9 protein-coding genes and 3 other annotated features are annotated in these 16,389 nt (G+C 34.6%); of the genes, 3 read left to right on the top strand and 6 right to left on the bottom strand.

The window, feature by feature from the left end; translation table 11 throughout:
* Positions 1-70 precede the first annotated feature (70 nt).
* Positions 71-319, bottom strand: a binding site (T-box leader).
* A gap of 221 nt (positions 320-540) precedes the next feature.
* Positions 541-1,467 carry an ABC transporter permease subunit gene (locus DN410_RS07895; RefSeq protein WP_149176084.1) on the top strand — a complete coding sequence of 309 codons (927 nt, stop codon included), beginning with the start codon at positions 541-543 and terminating at the stop codon, positions 1,465-1,467.
* Complete coding sequence (locus tag DN410_RS07890) at positions 1,460-2,425, top strand: peptide ABC transporter permease (protein WP_149176083.1); 966 nt, start codon at positions 1,460-1,462, stop codon at positions 2,423-2,425. The genes DN410_RS07895 and DN410_RS07890 overlap by 8 nt, the downstream gene beginning before the upstream one ends.
* Before the next feature lie 35 nt (positions 2,426-2,460).
* Here DN410_RS07890 and aspS read toward each other — a convergent pair whose 3' ends face one another.
* Complete coding sequence (aspS, locus tag DN410_RS07885; protein WP_149176082.1) at positions 2,461-3,759, bottom strand: aspartate--tRNA(Asn) ligase; 1,299 nt, start codon at positions 3,757-3,759, stop codon at positions 2,461-2,463.
* A gap of 105 nt (positions 3,760-3,864) precedes the next feature.
* Positions 3,865-4,076, bottom strand: a binding site (T-box leader).
* A 215-nt stretch (positions 4,077-4,291) separates the two neighbouring features.
* Between aspS and DN410_RS07880 the strand changes: the two genes are divergently transcribed.
* On the top strand, positions 4,292-4,771 hold the full coding sequence (locus tag DN410_RS07880) for a hypothetical protein (RefSeq protein ID WP_149176081.1): 480 nt from the start codon (positions 4,292-4,294) through the stop codon (positions 4,769-4,771).
* Positions 4,772-4,878: 107 nt separating this feature from the next.
* On the opposite strand, the gene DN410_RS07875 is transcribed toward DN410_RS07880, so the two are convergent.
* The 5 genes from DN410_RS07875 to DN410_RS07855 form a co-directional block, all read right to left on the bottom strand.
* Complete coding sequence (locus DN410_RS07875) at positions 4,879-6,390, bottom strand: M36 family metallopeptidase (protein WP_149176080.1); 1,512 nt, start codon at positions 6,388-6,390, stop codon at positions 4,879-4,881.
* Between the two features lie 248 nt (positions 6,391-6,638).
* On the bottom strand, positions 6,639-9,740 hold the full coding sequence (gene ileS / locus DN410_RS07870; RefSeq protein WP_149176079.1) for an isoleucine--tRNA ligase: 3,102 nt from the start codon (positions 9,738-9,740) through the stop codon (positions 6,639-6,641).
* Positions 9,741-9,794: 54 nt separating this feature from the next.
* Positions 9,795-10,034 (bottom strand) — a binding site (T-box leader).
* A 99-nt stretch (positions 10,035-10,133) separates the two neighbouring features.
* Positions 10,134-14,336 carry a bacteriocin-processing peptidase family protein gene (locus tag DN410_RS07865; protein ID WP_149176078.1) on the bottom strand — a complete coding sequence of 1,401 codons (4,203 nt, stop codon included), beginning with the start codon at positions 14,334-14,336 and terminating at the stop codon, positions 10,134-10,136.
* 342 nt (positions 14,337-14,678) lie between these two features.
* Complete coding sequence (locus DN410_RS07860) at positions 14,679-15,473, bottom strand: endonuclease/exonuclease/phosphatase family protein (protein ID WP_149176077.1); 795 nt, start codon at positions 15,471-15,473, stop codon at positions 14,679-14,681.
* The gene (locus DN410_RS07855; RefSeq protein ID WP_149176076.1) at positions 15,467-16,387 is read right to left on the bottom strand and encodes a class I SAM-dependent methyltransferase; all 921 of its coding nucleotides are present in this window, start codon (positions 16,385-16,387) and stop codon (positions 15,467-15,469) included. Before DN410_RS07855 ends, DN410_RS07860 begins: the two co-directional genes overlap by 7 nt.
* Positions 16,388-16,389 lie beyond the last annotated feature (2 nt).

Genomic DNA, 16,389 nt, shown 5'->3' with positions numbered 1-16,389 from the left:
TATGAACTTATCCGAATAAACCCTCCATTTCTATTTCTATAAAATAAAAAAATGGCTTAGCGTCTCTATATAAAGAGACGCTAAGCCATTTACTTAACGCGGTACCACCCTTATTGATTCCATTATGAATCCACCTTAGTAGTAATCGTTTGATTACAAACCTAATATCGAAGGTTAACCGTTAAGATTTACTAAGAATGTAATTCCGTTCCACCTTACTGCTCCTAGGCGAGTTCAGGACGTCATTTGACTATGTCGCACCAGCCCATAGCTCTCTGTACAAATACATGACCTTACTACTCCTATTCAACACATTTTAATATTTAGAATATATTTTCTTTTGAAATTAATATGAAGTATATCGGTTATATGTATAACTGTCAAGGCATAGATTAATTTTTTTGTCGAAAAGGATTTTTCTATAAATTTATAGAAAATATTTACATAAAAGTGTAACTTTATTCCAGCGGGTGTTTTGTCCATCCCCTACTGTTTATTAGCCTTCCAAATCAGACATTTACAAAAGGAGATTAAAACGTTATGTCACTATTAAAGAATGGTTGTTTTTTTGTTATCCGCTCATTTTTCATCATTCTTGGTATTATTGCGATTTGTTCCTTACCACAATTGTTTTTCGGTGCACCTCCAAATTCAGCAAAATCGCTAGCTATTCCGCCTACACCAACTTTACAATTTAATTTTAGTAACTATTTAGATTCGATATCAAATGTTATTTCTTCTTTGTTTCACCCTACAAGTATTACTTATAGAATTAACAATGCTGGCACTCTATCGCCCGACCGCGACTTGTTTCCATACTTACTAGAATCATATACGCATACATTAACGATTATGATTTGTGCCTTCCTTATCGCCGTGCTTCTTTCTACTACTTTTACTATACTGACATTTTACTTCCCTAGACGTATTCAATCTCTTATTCTTAAAACTTTACACGTACTAGAATCATTGCCTGACTTATTTTTTGTCGTTAGCGTACAGTTATTTGTCATTTGGATTTATAAAAATACAAATTTACTCGTTACCGTTCCCTTTTCTACTATGCAAGAAAAAACATATTTGTTACCGATAGTAACGTTAAGTATATTACCAATTATTTTCTTATACAAAATCAGCCTACTAAACTATAAAGATGAACTACAAAAGGATTACGTAAACGTTGCGGTCGCAAAAGGATTAAAGCCATTTTACATTTTATATAAACACGTACTCATTAACGCCTTACTCTCCATCTTTTATAATGCAAAATCTATTTTTTTATTTATGATTTCCAATATGATCGTACTGGAGTATTTATTTAATTCATACGGCTTATTTAAATTTTTAATTACGCACCAAACACCGGAAATTATTACTGTAAGCATATTAATTTTAACAATTCCATTCTATCTCTCCTTTGAACTATTAAAACGCATTTTACCAGGAAGAAGGGATTTACATGCTTAAAAAGATAGTTTTTAACATACGATTTTTAATCGGACTCTTGATTTTAGTATCCATTATTATTTCAAGTTATATTACAAAAGAGAAAGTAGACACAGGAAAAATCAAACCTATCCCTGAATATCAATACATCGAAGATAAAATAACTCGTACAGCCCCAGCACCACCATCTTTTGCTCATCCTTTCGGGGTAGATATGCACGGGAATGATGTGTTAATTCGGACTCTTTACAATGCAAAAACACCCATTTTTCATGCAATAATTATTAGCTTTTTCCGTATAACCTTTTCACTTATATTTGGTGTTCTTCATGCATACTTTTATCGATACGTACGCTTTTTAGATGTTCTATTTGAAACATTCCAATACGTCCCTAGCACCTTATTAGCGATATTTTTACTATCACCTGTAATGTTCGTATCTCCAGAAGATGAACACCTTTGGCTTACTTATACGATTTCGGTTTTAATTTTTATTAGTGTACCTAATTTATTACAACTTTTCAGCAATGAAATTCGTTTATTACTACAAAATGAATTTGTGACAAGTTCTAAAACATTAGGTGGTGGTTTTTTTCATATTTGTAAGTTACATCTTAAACCCTTCCTTACACCAAAAATTTTCATTTGGATAAATCAACAAATGCTGCAAACTTTAGTATTATTATTGCATTTAGCACTGTTTCAATCCATTTCATTTAACATTGCGGGTACACTTGTTTTACTTGGTCATAATCACCAGTTTTTAAATGTTTTACCTTGGGTAGCGTTCGGCCCCGTTTTATTTTTCACTATCGTTATTTTAGCTGTGTACATGATGTTATCTGGATTGCAACATGCATTAAAAGATGAAATGGTTCATATCGATAATTCACTTTTAATAAGTGTATTAGCAAAAGAAAAAAGAGAAAGTCAATATTTTTCCTTTTTTAGACCAACTGCAAAAATAAAAGAGCATTAAAAAAGAATCTTCGCGATAATCGCGAAGATTCTTTTTTACGGTATAAGACGAGTACAATCTCTCGGAAAAGCACTCGCTTCTCGCACATTCGATAATTGTAAAAGCTTATACACAACTCGTTCTAGTCCAATTCCAAAGCCACCATGCGGCGGACATCCGTAGCGAAATGTATCTACATACGATTGGAATTTCTCTGAATGTAATCCTTTTTCTTTAAAAGAAGTGAGTAACATATTATAATCATGGATTCTCTGTGCGCCTGACGTTATTTCTAATCCTTTATATAATAAGTCAAAAGAATCCGTTACAGCTGCATTCTCCTTATTTGGCATCGTATACATCGGTCTGGCTTCTTTCGGGTAATGTGTAATGAAAACAAATTCACTATTATATGTTTCTTTTACATATTTACCTAATAACTTTTCACCTTCTGTATCTAAATCCCCTACAGGAGATTCTTTACGATACTTACTTTTCAAGATTTCTTGTGCTTCTAACAATGTGATTTCCGGTATTTCTGTAATGACAGGTACTTCTATTTGTAATAGTTTTAGTTCTTTTTCACAGTTTTTTACTACTTGTTGAAACATATGTCGTAAAACATCCGTTTCCAATTGCATCACTTCATGAAAATCATTTATAAAGCCAATCTCCAAGTCTAACGATATATATTCATTTAAATGCCGTGAAGAGTTATGATGTTCAGCTCGGTACACTGGAGCAATTTCAAAAACACGTTCGAGTCCACCAGCTACCATCATTTGTTTATAGAACTGTGGTGATTGAGCTAAATACGCTTCTTTTTGGAAATACGGAAGCTTAAAAACATTCGCTCCTCCTTCTGCTCCTTGCGAGACAATTTTCGGCGTAAATATACGTGTGAAATCGTTCTCCGTTAAATATTCACTAAAGCTTTGAGCGAGTGTAGCTTTCACTTTAAAAATCGCCGCGGTCCGCTCATGTCTTAAAGATAATACTCGCTCATTCAACAGTTGATCTAAGCCAACTTGTAACTTCTTTTTATTTATTTCAAATGGAAGTGGTTCTGCACCATTTAATACTTTCACTTCATGAGCAAGTACCTCAACACCTACTTCTGTTTTCGATGTCTCAACTATTTCACCTGTTACTTGGACAACACTTTCCATCTCAAGTTTGTATCCTGCTAACTCGTTTTCTAATACACATTGGATAACTCCCGTTCGGTCCCTTAATAATAAAAAACTAACATTTCCTAAATGACGAATCTTTTTTACCCATCCTTGTAGTAATACAACCTTCCCGCTATACTCCGTACATTCTCGTGTGAGTGAACGCTTCATTATTTGACCCATTACATTTCCCTCCAGTATTTTTATTTACGTTATTGTTGTCGTTGTCGTCGCCATCATCCACGGTCACTCACCTCCTTTCAAAGAATACAAAAATCCGCCCCTATAAATAGGGACGGATTTTTCCGCGGTACCACCCAAATTGTCTTACTGACCATCTTAGTCCTGATAACGGTAGGTACCGTTTGCTTTTACTAATTATCACGTTCAAAGCAACACTCACAGGTGTCTTTCCATCATGCGGTATCGCAACCTTTCCAGCAATCGGCTGCTCTCTGTAGACCTTTGCATCATATACTTTTCCTGATCATCACTTTTTATATTTACAGAGTATTCTAACTCTTTATTTTATAAAATGCAAGCCTTTTTATTAAATTCTCTTCCTCTATAGTTATTTAGTAATTATTTTTTACGTTGTATTATTATTTATCCATTTAGATTTGCATTAGCCTTTTCAATAATAATTACCATTTTATTACATAAATTCCATATTTACCACACATATTAATATCAAAATTGTAACGGAGGTATACATATGAGAAAAGCAATTAGTTTCTTTCTCCTGTTGTTATGCTTAATTGTAGTGAATGAAACGTACGCCTATTCACCAAAATCTTTACCAATCTCCCAACACTCTGATCAATGGCAAGTGAATATTGATGAAGCGAAAAAAATAAGCAAAAAGATGCTTCAAGCTAAAAAAGATGAATTTCTAACCTATCAATTTTCAGTAAAAAATGTTGGCGAAAACGAAGTATATAACGTACAAGTTGAAGTCTTTCGCAATGAACCAAATATGAAAACAAAATACGAACTCTTTTCACGAAAAGAAAGTCGTCTCGCAAGCGGGAAAACCGGATTTAAACATGCCAACTTCCCTGTTTCTACAAAAGCAGATGAGGTTGATGTAATCATTACTTGGCAAGAACACCCTTTCCGCTCAATGAGAAACGGTCAAAAAATTGAGTCTAGAAAATTTAAAGAGCATTTTGTTTTTAAAGACGAAAAAAAATAAATGGAATGCGGATAAATTCACACTATCATTCACATAGCTTAATTTACTAGTACCAGTTCTTAAGCAAATTAAAAAGTCGTGGCTTATAAATGCCACGACTTTTTATATTAATTCGTACTAATTCCTCTCGCTGCCCAAATACGATCGATATCAGCGGCATGTTGTCCGCCATATAAAAGAGCATCCGCTTGCTTGATCGCTTTTGCTCCATCACTGAATTTAGAATTTGGTGTTAATGACCAGTGCGATTGTAAAATAATTTTTGTTGCTACATCACGACCAAATGCTTGCGCCATCTCATATTGCCCTTGAGCCCAAATTTCTCCATCATCATGTACTTCATTCGTAATATCTTTCGGATACACTTTATTATTATCTAATCGGCGTAAGCACGTTGGATCTGAACTAGAATAAGCAGTCGCATCCCATTCTCCAACACATGCTTTCCCGTAACCTGTTGTCGATACAGCATCTTCATACGTAGCACCTAAGAAGTCACCAAATCCTTCTCCCATCGCTCCGCCTTCTGCAGAACTACCGAAGCCAGGAACTTGATTATCTTGAATCGAATGTCCATATTCATGTGCGATAATCCCCGCATCTTCTGCATCATCTACTCCGCCAGTACCAAAGGTTAAAGCTTTCGTTGTCGGAGAATAAAATGAGTTGTCAGCTGTCGTTCCATTCACATTCACTTTAATGGAACGATTGTTAATGTTTTGAAACCCTAAACTTTGAATGTAGCGTTGCAATGTATCAATATGATAATACGACATCACATCTTCAAAGCTATCATTTGCGCGTGTATAGTTAAATTGTAAGTTTGTAGATTTCGTTTTTGCTTTTGAAGAAATCGTTACATACTCTCCAATTAAAAATCCTGTCCCATCTAAACCTTTTAATGTAACAGTCTTTAATTGGTTCGTTAACGCTGTTGAATCGGCATCATTATTATCTTTTAAACCTACTTTACTACCGCTAGATACGACTGGATTAGGTAAAAATACTTTTCCTGATCCTTCAGCTTTTCGGTTTATATCAACCTTTTTAATTAACTTTCCATTTTCTGCATCAATAAAAGTTTCCCATGCACCAAATGGATTATTAGAATGGACTACAACTTTGTATACTGGACGAGCAACTCCCTCTTCAACAATATATCCGAATTCTTTCTCTGTAGGAGCCCATAAGTTTTGTTCACTTGCTTCTCCAACATACGCCATTGATTTTTGAATTGCATCTTTTTCACTAATTTTTGTCGTTACTTCCTTCACACCTTTAACGGATTGATAATCAGAAACAGCAAGTACTCCCTTTCCCTCTCCGTTAAGAGTAACTGTAATTTGTTTTGAAAATACAGGCGCACCATTCACAACTTGTTGGAATCTAACATATGAAGCTACTGACGTTTCTGTTGTAGAAATATATTGCAAGTCTGAAAGGTCTGTTTTTAATCCATACTGCGCAGCATTTTCTTTTAAATATTCAGTTGCTTTCTTCTGTGGTGAATACGCTTCTAGCTTTACTTGCTGTTGTTTTTCCAATGCCGAAACCGTAGAAATCGTCCCCATTACTAACGGCACAGTCATTGCCATTGCCACCATTTTTTTATTAAACATAGAACCACTCTCCCTAATAAAGTAGCTCAACCTTATCCCATTACCACTAGGCAATCATTCCCCACAAAATGGGGGGATAAAAATTGAATCTACGAGTAATTCTCTAAGAACGATTCTATTACCTTTCCATTTAGAGTGAGTGAAATTTTCTCAATATTTATGTGTAAAGTGAAAACAATACTTTAGAAATATATTTCTTTCCCCTCCATACAAAAAAGGAAGTTGGAATCATTCCAACTTCCTTTTCTTTAATTAGCTGAACTTAATTTAATGCGGAATTTTGTCTCACCTAAAGATAGTTCATCGTCTTCATTCGTTAAGCGATCAAATGTAAATTGCTTAACGAGTAAGTTTTCTTCCAACAACTCTTTATGATTCGTTAACGTTTGCTGTAGTTCTTCCTCTGTATCAAGAATAACATCTACTCGTAAATTAACTGGTAAATTCAGCTGCTTACGATATTCTTGAACGGCGCGAATAAACTCACGTGCTACTCCTTCTTGTAGCAACTCTTCCGTTACATTCGTATCTAACATAACTGTATATTGTCCGTTAGTCGTATTGGAGAAGCCTGATTTTGCAACTTTCTCAACCAATACATCTTCCGCTGTTACAACTACTTCTTCTCCTGACGTAGCTTGGTATATCGCTTTTTCAGTTGAAACGAAATTCTGTACTTCTTCTTGTGACAATTGTTTTAACCAACCATTTACTGCATTCACATTTTTACCGAACTTCGGCCCAGCCGTTTTAAAATTCAGCTTTAATTGATAGGACGTGTATTTCGTTTCATCGAGTTCAACATGGAATGCTTTCACATTTAGCTCATCCATGACGATATCACGATAAGATTCCCAATCCATATCATTCTCTCTATGCTCAAGTAATACAAGTTCCGCTAATGGCTGTTTTACTTTTAAAGAATGCTGATTACGATTACTTCTTCCAAGTTCAACAACTTGTAAAACTGCATCCATTTCTGCTTCTAATTTCAGCTGAAGTAGTGATTCATTTACAACTGGATAATCTTCTAAATGCACACTACTTCCAGTTAAATTTAAATGAATATCTTCAGCAACAAACGGTGTAAATGGTGCAATTAATTTACTAATTGTCACAAGCACTTCATGAAGTGTGTCATACGCAGCTGCTTTCTCAGCATTCATACCAGATTCCCAGAATCGATTGCGTGAACGTCTTACGTACCAGTTACTTACTTCATCTACAAGCGCCGCAATTTCACGAGCTGCATTCGTAAATTGATAATCATCAAGTGCTGTTCTCACCTTTTTCGTTGTACTATGCAATCTTGATAATACCCACTCATCCAATTTCGTCCGTTTTACATCATACGTTTCATTCGGATTATAATCATCTAAATTTGCATATAAAACGTAGAAACTATACACATTGACTAGTGTATCTACAAATTTAGATTTGGCTTCTAGTACTGTTCTTTCAGAAAAACGCTTCGCATTCCACGGAGCACTATCAACAAGTAAAGCCCATCTTAAAGCATCTGCACCAAACTTATTTACTAAATCAACTGGATCTAGTGCATTTCCTTTACTTTTAGACATTTTCTGTCCTTCTTCATCTAGAACATGCCCTAATGATAACACTCGTTTATACGGTACTTTTCCTGTATATAGTGCTGATACTGCTAATAAACTATAAAACCAGCCGCGTGTTTGATCGATGCCTTCTGCAATAACATCTGCCGGAAACTGTTCTTCAAATAACTCTTTATTTTCAAATGGATAATGATATTGTGCAAATGGCATGGAACCACTATCAAACCAAACATCAATTACTTCAGGTGTACGATTCATTGTCCCTCCGCATTTTTCACAGCAAACTTGCACTTCATCTACATATGGCTTATGCAATTCTAAATCTTCAGGTGCCTCTTTCGTACTATGCTCTCTTAAATCAGCAATGCTTTTCGGTGCGAATTGATGATCGCAACTTTCACATTCCCATACGTTTAATGGTGTTCCCCAATATCTATTTCGGCTAATATTCCAGTCCACCATATTTTCTAAAAACTTACCAAAGCGTCCATGTTTCATATGATCCGGATACCAAGTAACAGAATCGTTATTTTTTAAAAATGTATCTTTAATTGCAGTTGTTCGAATTAACCAACTTTCTCCTGCATAATACAGTAATGGTGAATCACAACGCCAGCAATGTGGATAGCTATGTTCATACTTTTCTTTATGATATAGTAACCCTTCCTTCGCTAAATAACGAACGATATATACGTCACAATCTTTTACAAATTTACCTTTCAAGAATGGTACAGCTTCTGTATACTCACCTTTTTCATCTACAACATGTAAGAATGACAATCCTTCACTTTGAACGACTCTATAATCGTCTTCCCCATATGCTGGAGCTATATGAACGAGTCCTGTACCACTATCTGCCGTTACAAAATCTGCTGCGATGACGCGATAACCATTTGTAACTTCTTTCATCGGAAACGGTGCTGTATAAGAAGTATTTACTAATTCTTCTCCTTTATGAACAGATAATACTTCATAGTTTTCTTTTAATACATCTTGTACACGTTCTTTCGCAACAATGTATACATGACCTTCTTGTTTCGCTTTAACGTATTCCATATTTGGATGTACAGCGAGTGCAACATTTGCTGGAAGTGTCCAAGGTGTTGTCGTCCAACCTAGGAAATATTCATTTTCACTATCTTTCACTTTAAATTTAACTGTTGCACTTAAATCTTTTACTGTTTTATACCCTTGGGCAACCTCATGTGAACTTAGTGAAGTTTGACAACTTGGGCAATACGGTGAAACTCTATGCCCTTTATACAATAATCCTTTTTCATGAATCGTCCCTAAAACATGCCATACACTTTCGATATATGGATTCTCTAACGTAACATATGGATCATCCATATCTACCCAATAACCGATGCTTTCAGTGAATTCACGCCACTGCTTCTCATATGTGAATACACTCTCTTTACACTTCTTAATAAATGGCTCAATGCCATATTCTTCGATTTCATGTTTACCAGAAATACCGAGTTGCTTCTCAACACCTAATTCTACAGGTAAGCCGTGTGTATCCCATCCCGCTTTTCTTAATACTTTATAACCAGCCATCGTTTTATATCTTGCTACTACATCTTTAATTGTTCGTCCAAGTGCATGACCTACATGTGGTAGTCCGTTCGCCGTTGGTGGTCCTTCATAAAACACAAAAGATTGTGCGTCTTCTCGATTTTGAATTGATTGCTCGAAAATGCTTTGCTCGTTCCACTGTTTACGAATACGTGTTTCTCTCCCTACAGCTGACTCTTTTACATCTACTTTCTTCATCTACAATCACTCCTTTTGAATGTTTTAAAGCACACAAAAAACCCGTCCCTATAAAGTAGGGACGGGTTTACCCGCGATACCACCCTAATTCTATTAGCTCTTCACTAATAGCACTTAGCAACGTACTATCATACGTGTTCTTTGTAACGGTAGACATCCGTCCGGGCTTACTTATTTTCAGCCTCGGCTCCTCGGAGATGATTTTCAAATAACGTCTGCACACCGGCTTTCAGCAACATACCGGCTCTCTGGGGAACAGTACACTATTTTACTCTTTCTCGTCTTCAGATTTGTATACTTTGTTAAAAGCTATTTTATGCCATTTGGTAACAAATTGTCAACCAATTCGAAATATATATTTAATTATACCCTTTTTTCGCTATTCCTATACAGCTATTTCTCAAATTCTTGTATTCCAGCCAAGTCTTCATTTTCTTCAATAAGCTCCGCAAAGAATCCCGATTCATCCTCACGAAGGACGAGTTCAAGCTCTTCCTTCGCCTCTTCAGTTCTGTTTAACTGTGCTAAATAACATGCATGATCGTACCTTGCTAATAAATCACTTGCATCTATTGTTAATACTTCGCTCGTTATTTTTTCTGCCTTTATCGTTTGTCCAGCCCCATGATATGAAGATGCTAAAGAAAGAAGAATTGCCGTATCATTTGGATGATGTATAGAAGCGCCTTCTAATAAGTGAATTGCCTCTTCAAATCTCTCCTGACTTTCGTACATTTCCCCTAAAGCAAGGAATCCTCTATTTACAAACGGTGTTTTCTCCGTTAATTGTAAGTATATCTTTTCTGCTTTTCTTTCTTCTCCGGCTTCAAAGAAAACTTGTGCTTGTAAAAAAAGAGTATCATAATCATCTGGTAACTCTCGAACCATTTGCTTCGTTAGTTCCAAAGCATCTTGTAATCTATCTTGTTCCTCACACTCGATGAAAAGATTTACTAGTTGTTTCGCTACATCATAATCCCATTTATTTTCTAACGACGTTTCCAAAACTTCTATCGCTTCTTTATTCATCGCTGCATTCTCGTAAAATAGTGCAAATCGCTGAGCTGCCATACTATTTTTCGGATTTAACTTTAACGAAATTTCATATAAATCAATGATTGTTGTTATCATTGAAATTTCTTTCGCACGGTTTTTCATACGATAAAACGTTCTCGTAAATATAGACTTTTTCGGTTGTTCATTTTGCTGGCGTTCAATCCACATTTCAGTAACCGCAGCTGCTGCATACATAAATGCCGCACTTCTTTCTGCTTTTTTCACTTTCAATATATGCAAGAAATCACGTATGTTAGACAATTTCTTCTGTTGTTCTACCGCTCTTACATAAACATCAAAAATACGTTCATTACCTATATCTTGTTGCATGACTTTCATTGCAACTTCCATTGCTTTTTCATCTCTTTTTTTCACCAATACATTCGCATAATGATATAGAACTTCCGTATGTTCACCATCTAATTGTATCGCTTGCTCAATTTGTTCTTTTTCCTTATCGATTTCATTCATTGCTCCATACACATATGCGATTGCATCTAATCGCCATATTTCAGGTACTTCTCCAGCTAACCGTTCTAATTCCGCTAGCAACTCTTCTTGTAATTCTACTTTTACTGAAAGCTGCGCCAAGTATTCCATATTTATATGCAATGGTTCCTCTTTCATCGCCTGAACCATATGACTTTGTTCCTTTGAATTGTTTTCTTCTTTTTCATATATTTCTGCAAGTTGTAAATGTATACCTACGAAATTTCCATCAAGCTCTAAACATGTTTCATACGCTTGCTTTGCTTCCGTCAATTGCCCTAATGCCATAAGTGTTTCGCCAATTCGGTAATAAGGTAATGCCGTTTTCTTTTGTTCTATTGCCTTATTATATCTTTTCATTGCTTGGCCATACTGTCCAATAGATTCATATAAAATACCTATATAACAACCGTATTCACTTACTTCATTTCTTTCTTTTTTTAACGTTCTTAAAAACGCTATACCTCGTTGCACAAACACAGTTCCTTTAATTCGATTTACATATTCATCTAATGCACTTGCTACACTATAATCTCCCTGCTTTATACCACTCTCTAATTTAGCCAATGCTACTTTTAGTTCTTCTTCATTCCCGCCCAGTTCGATTTCCGCATCCCATAAAACCATCCCAGCATTCATAAGGAAATCTTGACTCTTTTCAATCTGTTTTTCGATACCGAGAATATATTGTTTCGCTTCTTTATATTGCTCTTTTGCCATATACACTTGAGTAAGTCCGAAATGAGAATAAACATCTTCATCATTTTCTTCTAAAGCACGCTTATATAGTACTTCTGCTTCTTCCAAACTATCATTCTGAAAATGATAGTCACCTAACCTTACGTAAAGAGGTGCTTTATCATCACAATTCTCAATGCCTTCTAGTAATATTTCCTTCGTACTTTCTTCATCCTTCAAATCTGATTCGTATATTTCCGAAAGTTTCGTATAAATGTAAGGTGCATTGCTATCCAACTGAATCGCTACTTTAAGCCCTTTTATCGCTAAATGTAATTTCCCTAATTGATGTGCACATCTCGCTCGCTCATACCATACATGCGCCTCATTTTTATACTCTTTTAACAAATCATTAAAGATTTCATACGCTTCTTCATATCTTTCTAAATCGATTAATATTAAACCGTGATTCGTTAACGTGAATCTTTCAGGACTACGCTCTAAAGCAACTTGAGAAAACTGCAACGCATTTTCACATTGATCGATATACATATAGGATAAAGCGAGAAAACTCCAAGCAATCGGCTGATCTGCATCCAATTGTAACGACGAACGAAAACTTGAAATTGCTTCTATATAATTTTCCTGTTCAAATGCATATCTTCCATTTATCAAATGATATAAAGCACGATTATTTTTCTTCTCAACACTTGTCAGCATTTGCCCAGCTTTCTCCATTTCTTGAAGACGAATAAAGCACTGTGCACCATGTAATTTAACAAAATCCGAGTTCGGAAACTTTTCCGTTAACTTTTCTATACAATTAAGAATAAACTCTTTATCTACTTCAACATCTAAGTGTTTAATCGTATATAACCACGTATTCGGATTATCACTCGTCTCTTTTAAGAAGTGTACTAAATGACTGATTCCCTCTTTATCGTGTTCATCTAAATGATCCGTAAGAGAAAAAATGGATTTAAAATACTGATTTTCTTCTTCACTTAAAAATGCCAATTGTTCCTTCTGTTTTTTCGGAACAAACGTGATTGCCAAACAACCTGTATAGCGATATTTCTCTTGCAATTTACTATATTCCACAAAAACTGGTTCTATAAAGTTTGGATCTTGAACATAAAAAGCTTGTAACGTATCATCGTATCCAGATAGTACTTGCACATGCGAAGCATGCTCAATATCTATACTTAATAAAACGGGAATTCCTCGGTCAAGTAGTCTCTTATAATTTTCCTCATTCCCTTTAAAATAACGATATTCATAACCTAATCCTTCTAAATACGAAACAGTATCCGAAAACTTCGAACCTGTCATATCAAAAATAAACTCTGCAATTTCATCTTGTGTACGTTTCTCTCCCCAAATTTGCAACATCATTTCTAAACTTGTGGGAACACAATAATTATCCTTTTGTACAATAGGTACTATCGGCAGGTGAACCTTTTTTCCATCTGGATTTTTTGCTAAATTATGATATAAAGAACCTTTTAAGCTTTTTTCTTCTTTTAATAACTGTTGTAAATCTACAAGTTTATTCATTTTGTACAGCGCCTCGGCGCGTAAATGTATAAAGTAAGCTTCATACGCATGATAAGGAAGCTGATTATTTATGTTATCTATTACCGATAACATCTCTTCATACTTCCCTAAATCTAATAAATATTTTACCCTTTCAAAATGAAAATATGGTACTTGCGGGAACTTTACAATCGCATCATCAATTAGCTGTAATGCACGTTTTTGTTCTCCTTTATTCGCATATAACTGTGATAATAAATAGGTAGATAATTCTTCACAATCTTTATGCTGCATGCCGGCTATAAATTGTTCTTCCGCTTTCTCCCATTCACCTGTATGCATATAGACGTAGCCCCATTTATCAAATACAGCACGTGTACTGTACTCCTCTGCTTTTTGCATATAGATTAGCGCTTCTTCATTTCGTTTCATTTCTAACAGACATCTTACTAAAGTAAAATATGTTTTCGCTAAAAAATCGGCATCTATTTCTTCTTTATTGCTCTCTTCTAAAGAGTCTTTTAACAACTGTTCTGCTTCAAGAATTTTCCGCTCATCAATTAACTCATCACAATATAAAGAGAGCGTTCTCATATTTGGGAATTTTTTATAAGCGTAGCGAATGAGGAATGAACTGTATTGGTGCATAAGCCCTTCATCAGTAAGGCGAATTAATATATCAAACTCCTCATGTGAAGAAATATTAGCAAGCCACTTTTTCACATAAGATAAAGTATTCGTTTCTTTTATATATGAAATTTCTTTATTTATTTCCTGTAATCCATCTACAAATCTCTTGTCTTTTAAACAAGTTTCTAACTGCTTAAAATCTAGCATGCATTCACCTCGAATTTATATTTATACTGCTACTTGCTTAGATTTTACACATCATATTGTAGGTATTCAACTATAATCTCTTATAATGAATGGTATTATTTAATATTATTCTAATTCATAACAGAATATAGTAAAAATGTTTGTTTTTCTCTGTATTTTGTTTGATTTTATGAAATAACGTAACATGTGGTTCTTATCTTTCAAAAGGTGAACGCTGTATATAAAATTATATCGGCGATAATTCAAATATATCAGCGATTCTTAAAATATATCGGCGATTTTCAAGATATATCAGCGATTATACGGTGAATATCGACTTATCGACAAAAAATGACATTTTTCTCACTCATTAAATTTCAAATCTACAAAAACACCGTAATGATCACTAGGAAACACACCAGTTGAAGTTAGTGCCGAATCCCCAAATATAGATACGTTTTCAATCGTAGGAAATTCAAATGCGGCATTTTCTTGTATCATAATCCAATCATATCTTTTTTCTTGCTTTACATCGTCTTTTAAATTCGGATTCTTTCTATAATCTAAAGTTGGTTGAGCTATCATGTTCTCTTCGATTTCTTTAAACTGAGCTACATCTATCCAATGCTTCCGAATTAAGTATTGATGCACCATTGAAAATGGATCATCATTAAAATCGCCACATAATAATTCATAATCACTGGCTCTGTTTTCAATCCAATTATTCACAGTGTTCATTTGTTCTTGTCTTATCCTACTAGATTTCCAATTTAAATGAACATTCGTAACTCCGAACTTGCAACCTTTATATGTAAACGTGATTCGAATAGCACAATAATTTGATTCCTCTATATCAGTTTCCCAAATTGCTTCTTCAGCTATAATAGGTATTTTACTTAAAAAGGCTAAGCCTTCATCTGGAGAATCAGGGTACTCCTTAAATATACAAAACGGATACCCTATTTGATCCGCTATATACTGTGCAACATTTTTCTTTGAATTCAAATTAACACAACTTCTAACCTCCTGTAGAGCAAGAATATGTGGAGAAATAGTTCGAATCTCCTCACAAATAGCTTCTAATCTCTCCAACCAAAGACTATCATGGTTCCATATATTGAAGGTAGCAATCCTTAATAAATTGCTATCTTTCAACATTCTATTTCACCAAATGTAATTTTCATATTCGGAGCATATACTAAAGAAGAATGTATATGAAATGCTTTAAAAAATCGTAGTTCAGCTTCATATTGAGCTAGCGCATCATCATATGTTAATTCCCTGGCCATTAGACGTTCTATAAATTGCTGTTTATCTCCTGGATTGCCCGCTATTCCCTCTTCTTTTAAAGAATGATACAAATCGTTTTTATCTTTGTGATGTATATTAGAGTCTAAAAAATTCACCTTATCGCTCACTCGACACTCAATATTTTTCACGCCTAATTCACTTAAATACATCGGTATTTTCATGCCGATATTGCCATCTTTACCGTTTCTCTTCGTATCACTTTCAAATAATTTTTGTAAAATACCTAGCTGAATAATTTTTGATTGCTCCTCCCCATCTAACACGTATGAAGACATATTTGAAATCCAGTGTGGTTCAAAACAGATTATTTTACCACCATCCTTAATTGACTGTATCATTTTTTCTAGCATCGTTTTTGGTGAACTCATATGTAACAAGAAGGCATGACAGATTGCTATATCATATTTATCGTTCAATTTAATTTCTGTAGCATCTCCTTCAAAAAATTCTGAATCATACGGAAGTAAACGAAACAACTCTCTCGCTTCAGCTAGTAATGTTTCTCCACTATCAATGCCTGTATACTTTGAACCTTCTGGGAGTAATGGCATTAATACTAATCCTAAATAACCATATCCACAACCGTAATCAACGATATGTACGGGCTTAGTAATCTTCCAAACTGTATTTACTAAAAAGCTTACATAATCGTCATTATAATATAAATCTCTCGTGTTTTTTAAATATGTTAGTTTACTGTTCCAGTCGTATGTTGCCAATTGTAATGCCCCCTTTTTATATATGACATTACAATTCTCCATTT

Source organism: Bacillus sp. SH5-2 (assembly GCF_008368905.1).
Lineage (GTDB): Bacteria > Bacillota > Bacilli > Bacillales > Bacillaceae_G > Bacillus_A > Bacillus_A luti.
The sequence above is the reverse complement of the archived record's forward strand: the minus strand, read 5'-3'. Positions and strand labels throughout refer to the sequence as shown.

Bases quoted from the DNA above. Each gene is read 5' to 3' on its own strand.
- DN410_RS07865 (WP_149176078.1), bottom strand. From the start codon at position 14,336: ATGCTAGATTTTAAGCAGTTAGAAACTTGTTTAAAAGACAAGAGATTT.
- DN410_RS07880 (WP_149176081.1), top strand. From the start codon at position 4,292: ATGAGAAAAGCAATTAGTTTCTTTCTCCTGTTGTTATGCTTAATTGTA.
- DN410_RS07860 (WP_149176077.1), bottom strand. From the start codon at position 15,473: ATGTTGAAAGATAGCAATTTATTAAGGATTGCTACCTTCAATATATGG.
- DN410_RS07895 (WP_149176084.1), top strand. From the start codon at position 541: ATGTCACTATTAAAGAATGGTTGTTTTTTTGTTATCCGCTCATTTTTC.
- DN410_RS07875 (WP_149176080.1), bottom strand. From the start codon at position 6,390: ATGTTTAATAAAAAAATGGTGGCAATGGCAATGACTGTGCCGTTAGTA.
- DN410_RS07890 (WP_149176083.1), top strand. From the start codon at position 1,460: ATGCTTAAAAAGATAGTTTTTAACATACGATTTTTAATCGGACTCTTG.
- aspS (WP_149176082.1), bottom strand. From the start codon at position 3,759: ATGGGTCAAATAATGAAGCGTTCACTCACACGAGAATGTACGGAGTAT.
- DN410_RS07855 (WP_149176076.1), bottom strand. From the start codon at position 16,387: ATGGAGAATTGTAATGTCATATATAAAAAGGGGGCATTACAATTGGCA.
- ileS (WP_149176079.1), bottom strand. From the start codon at position 9,740: ATGAAGAAAGTAGATGTAAAAGAGTCAGCTGTAGGGAGAGAAACACGT.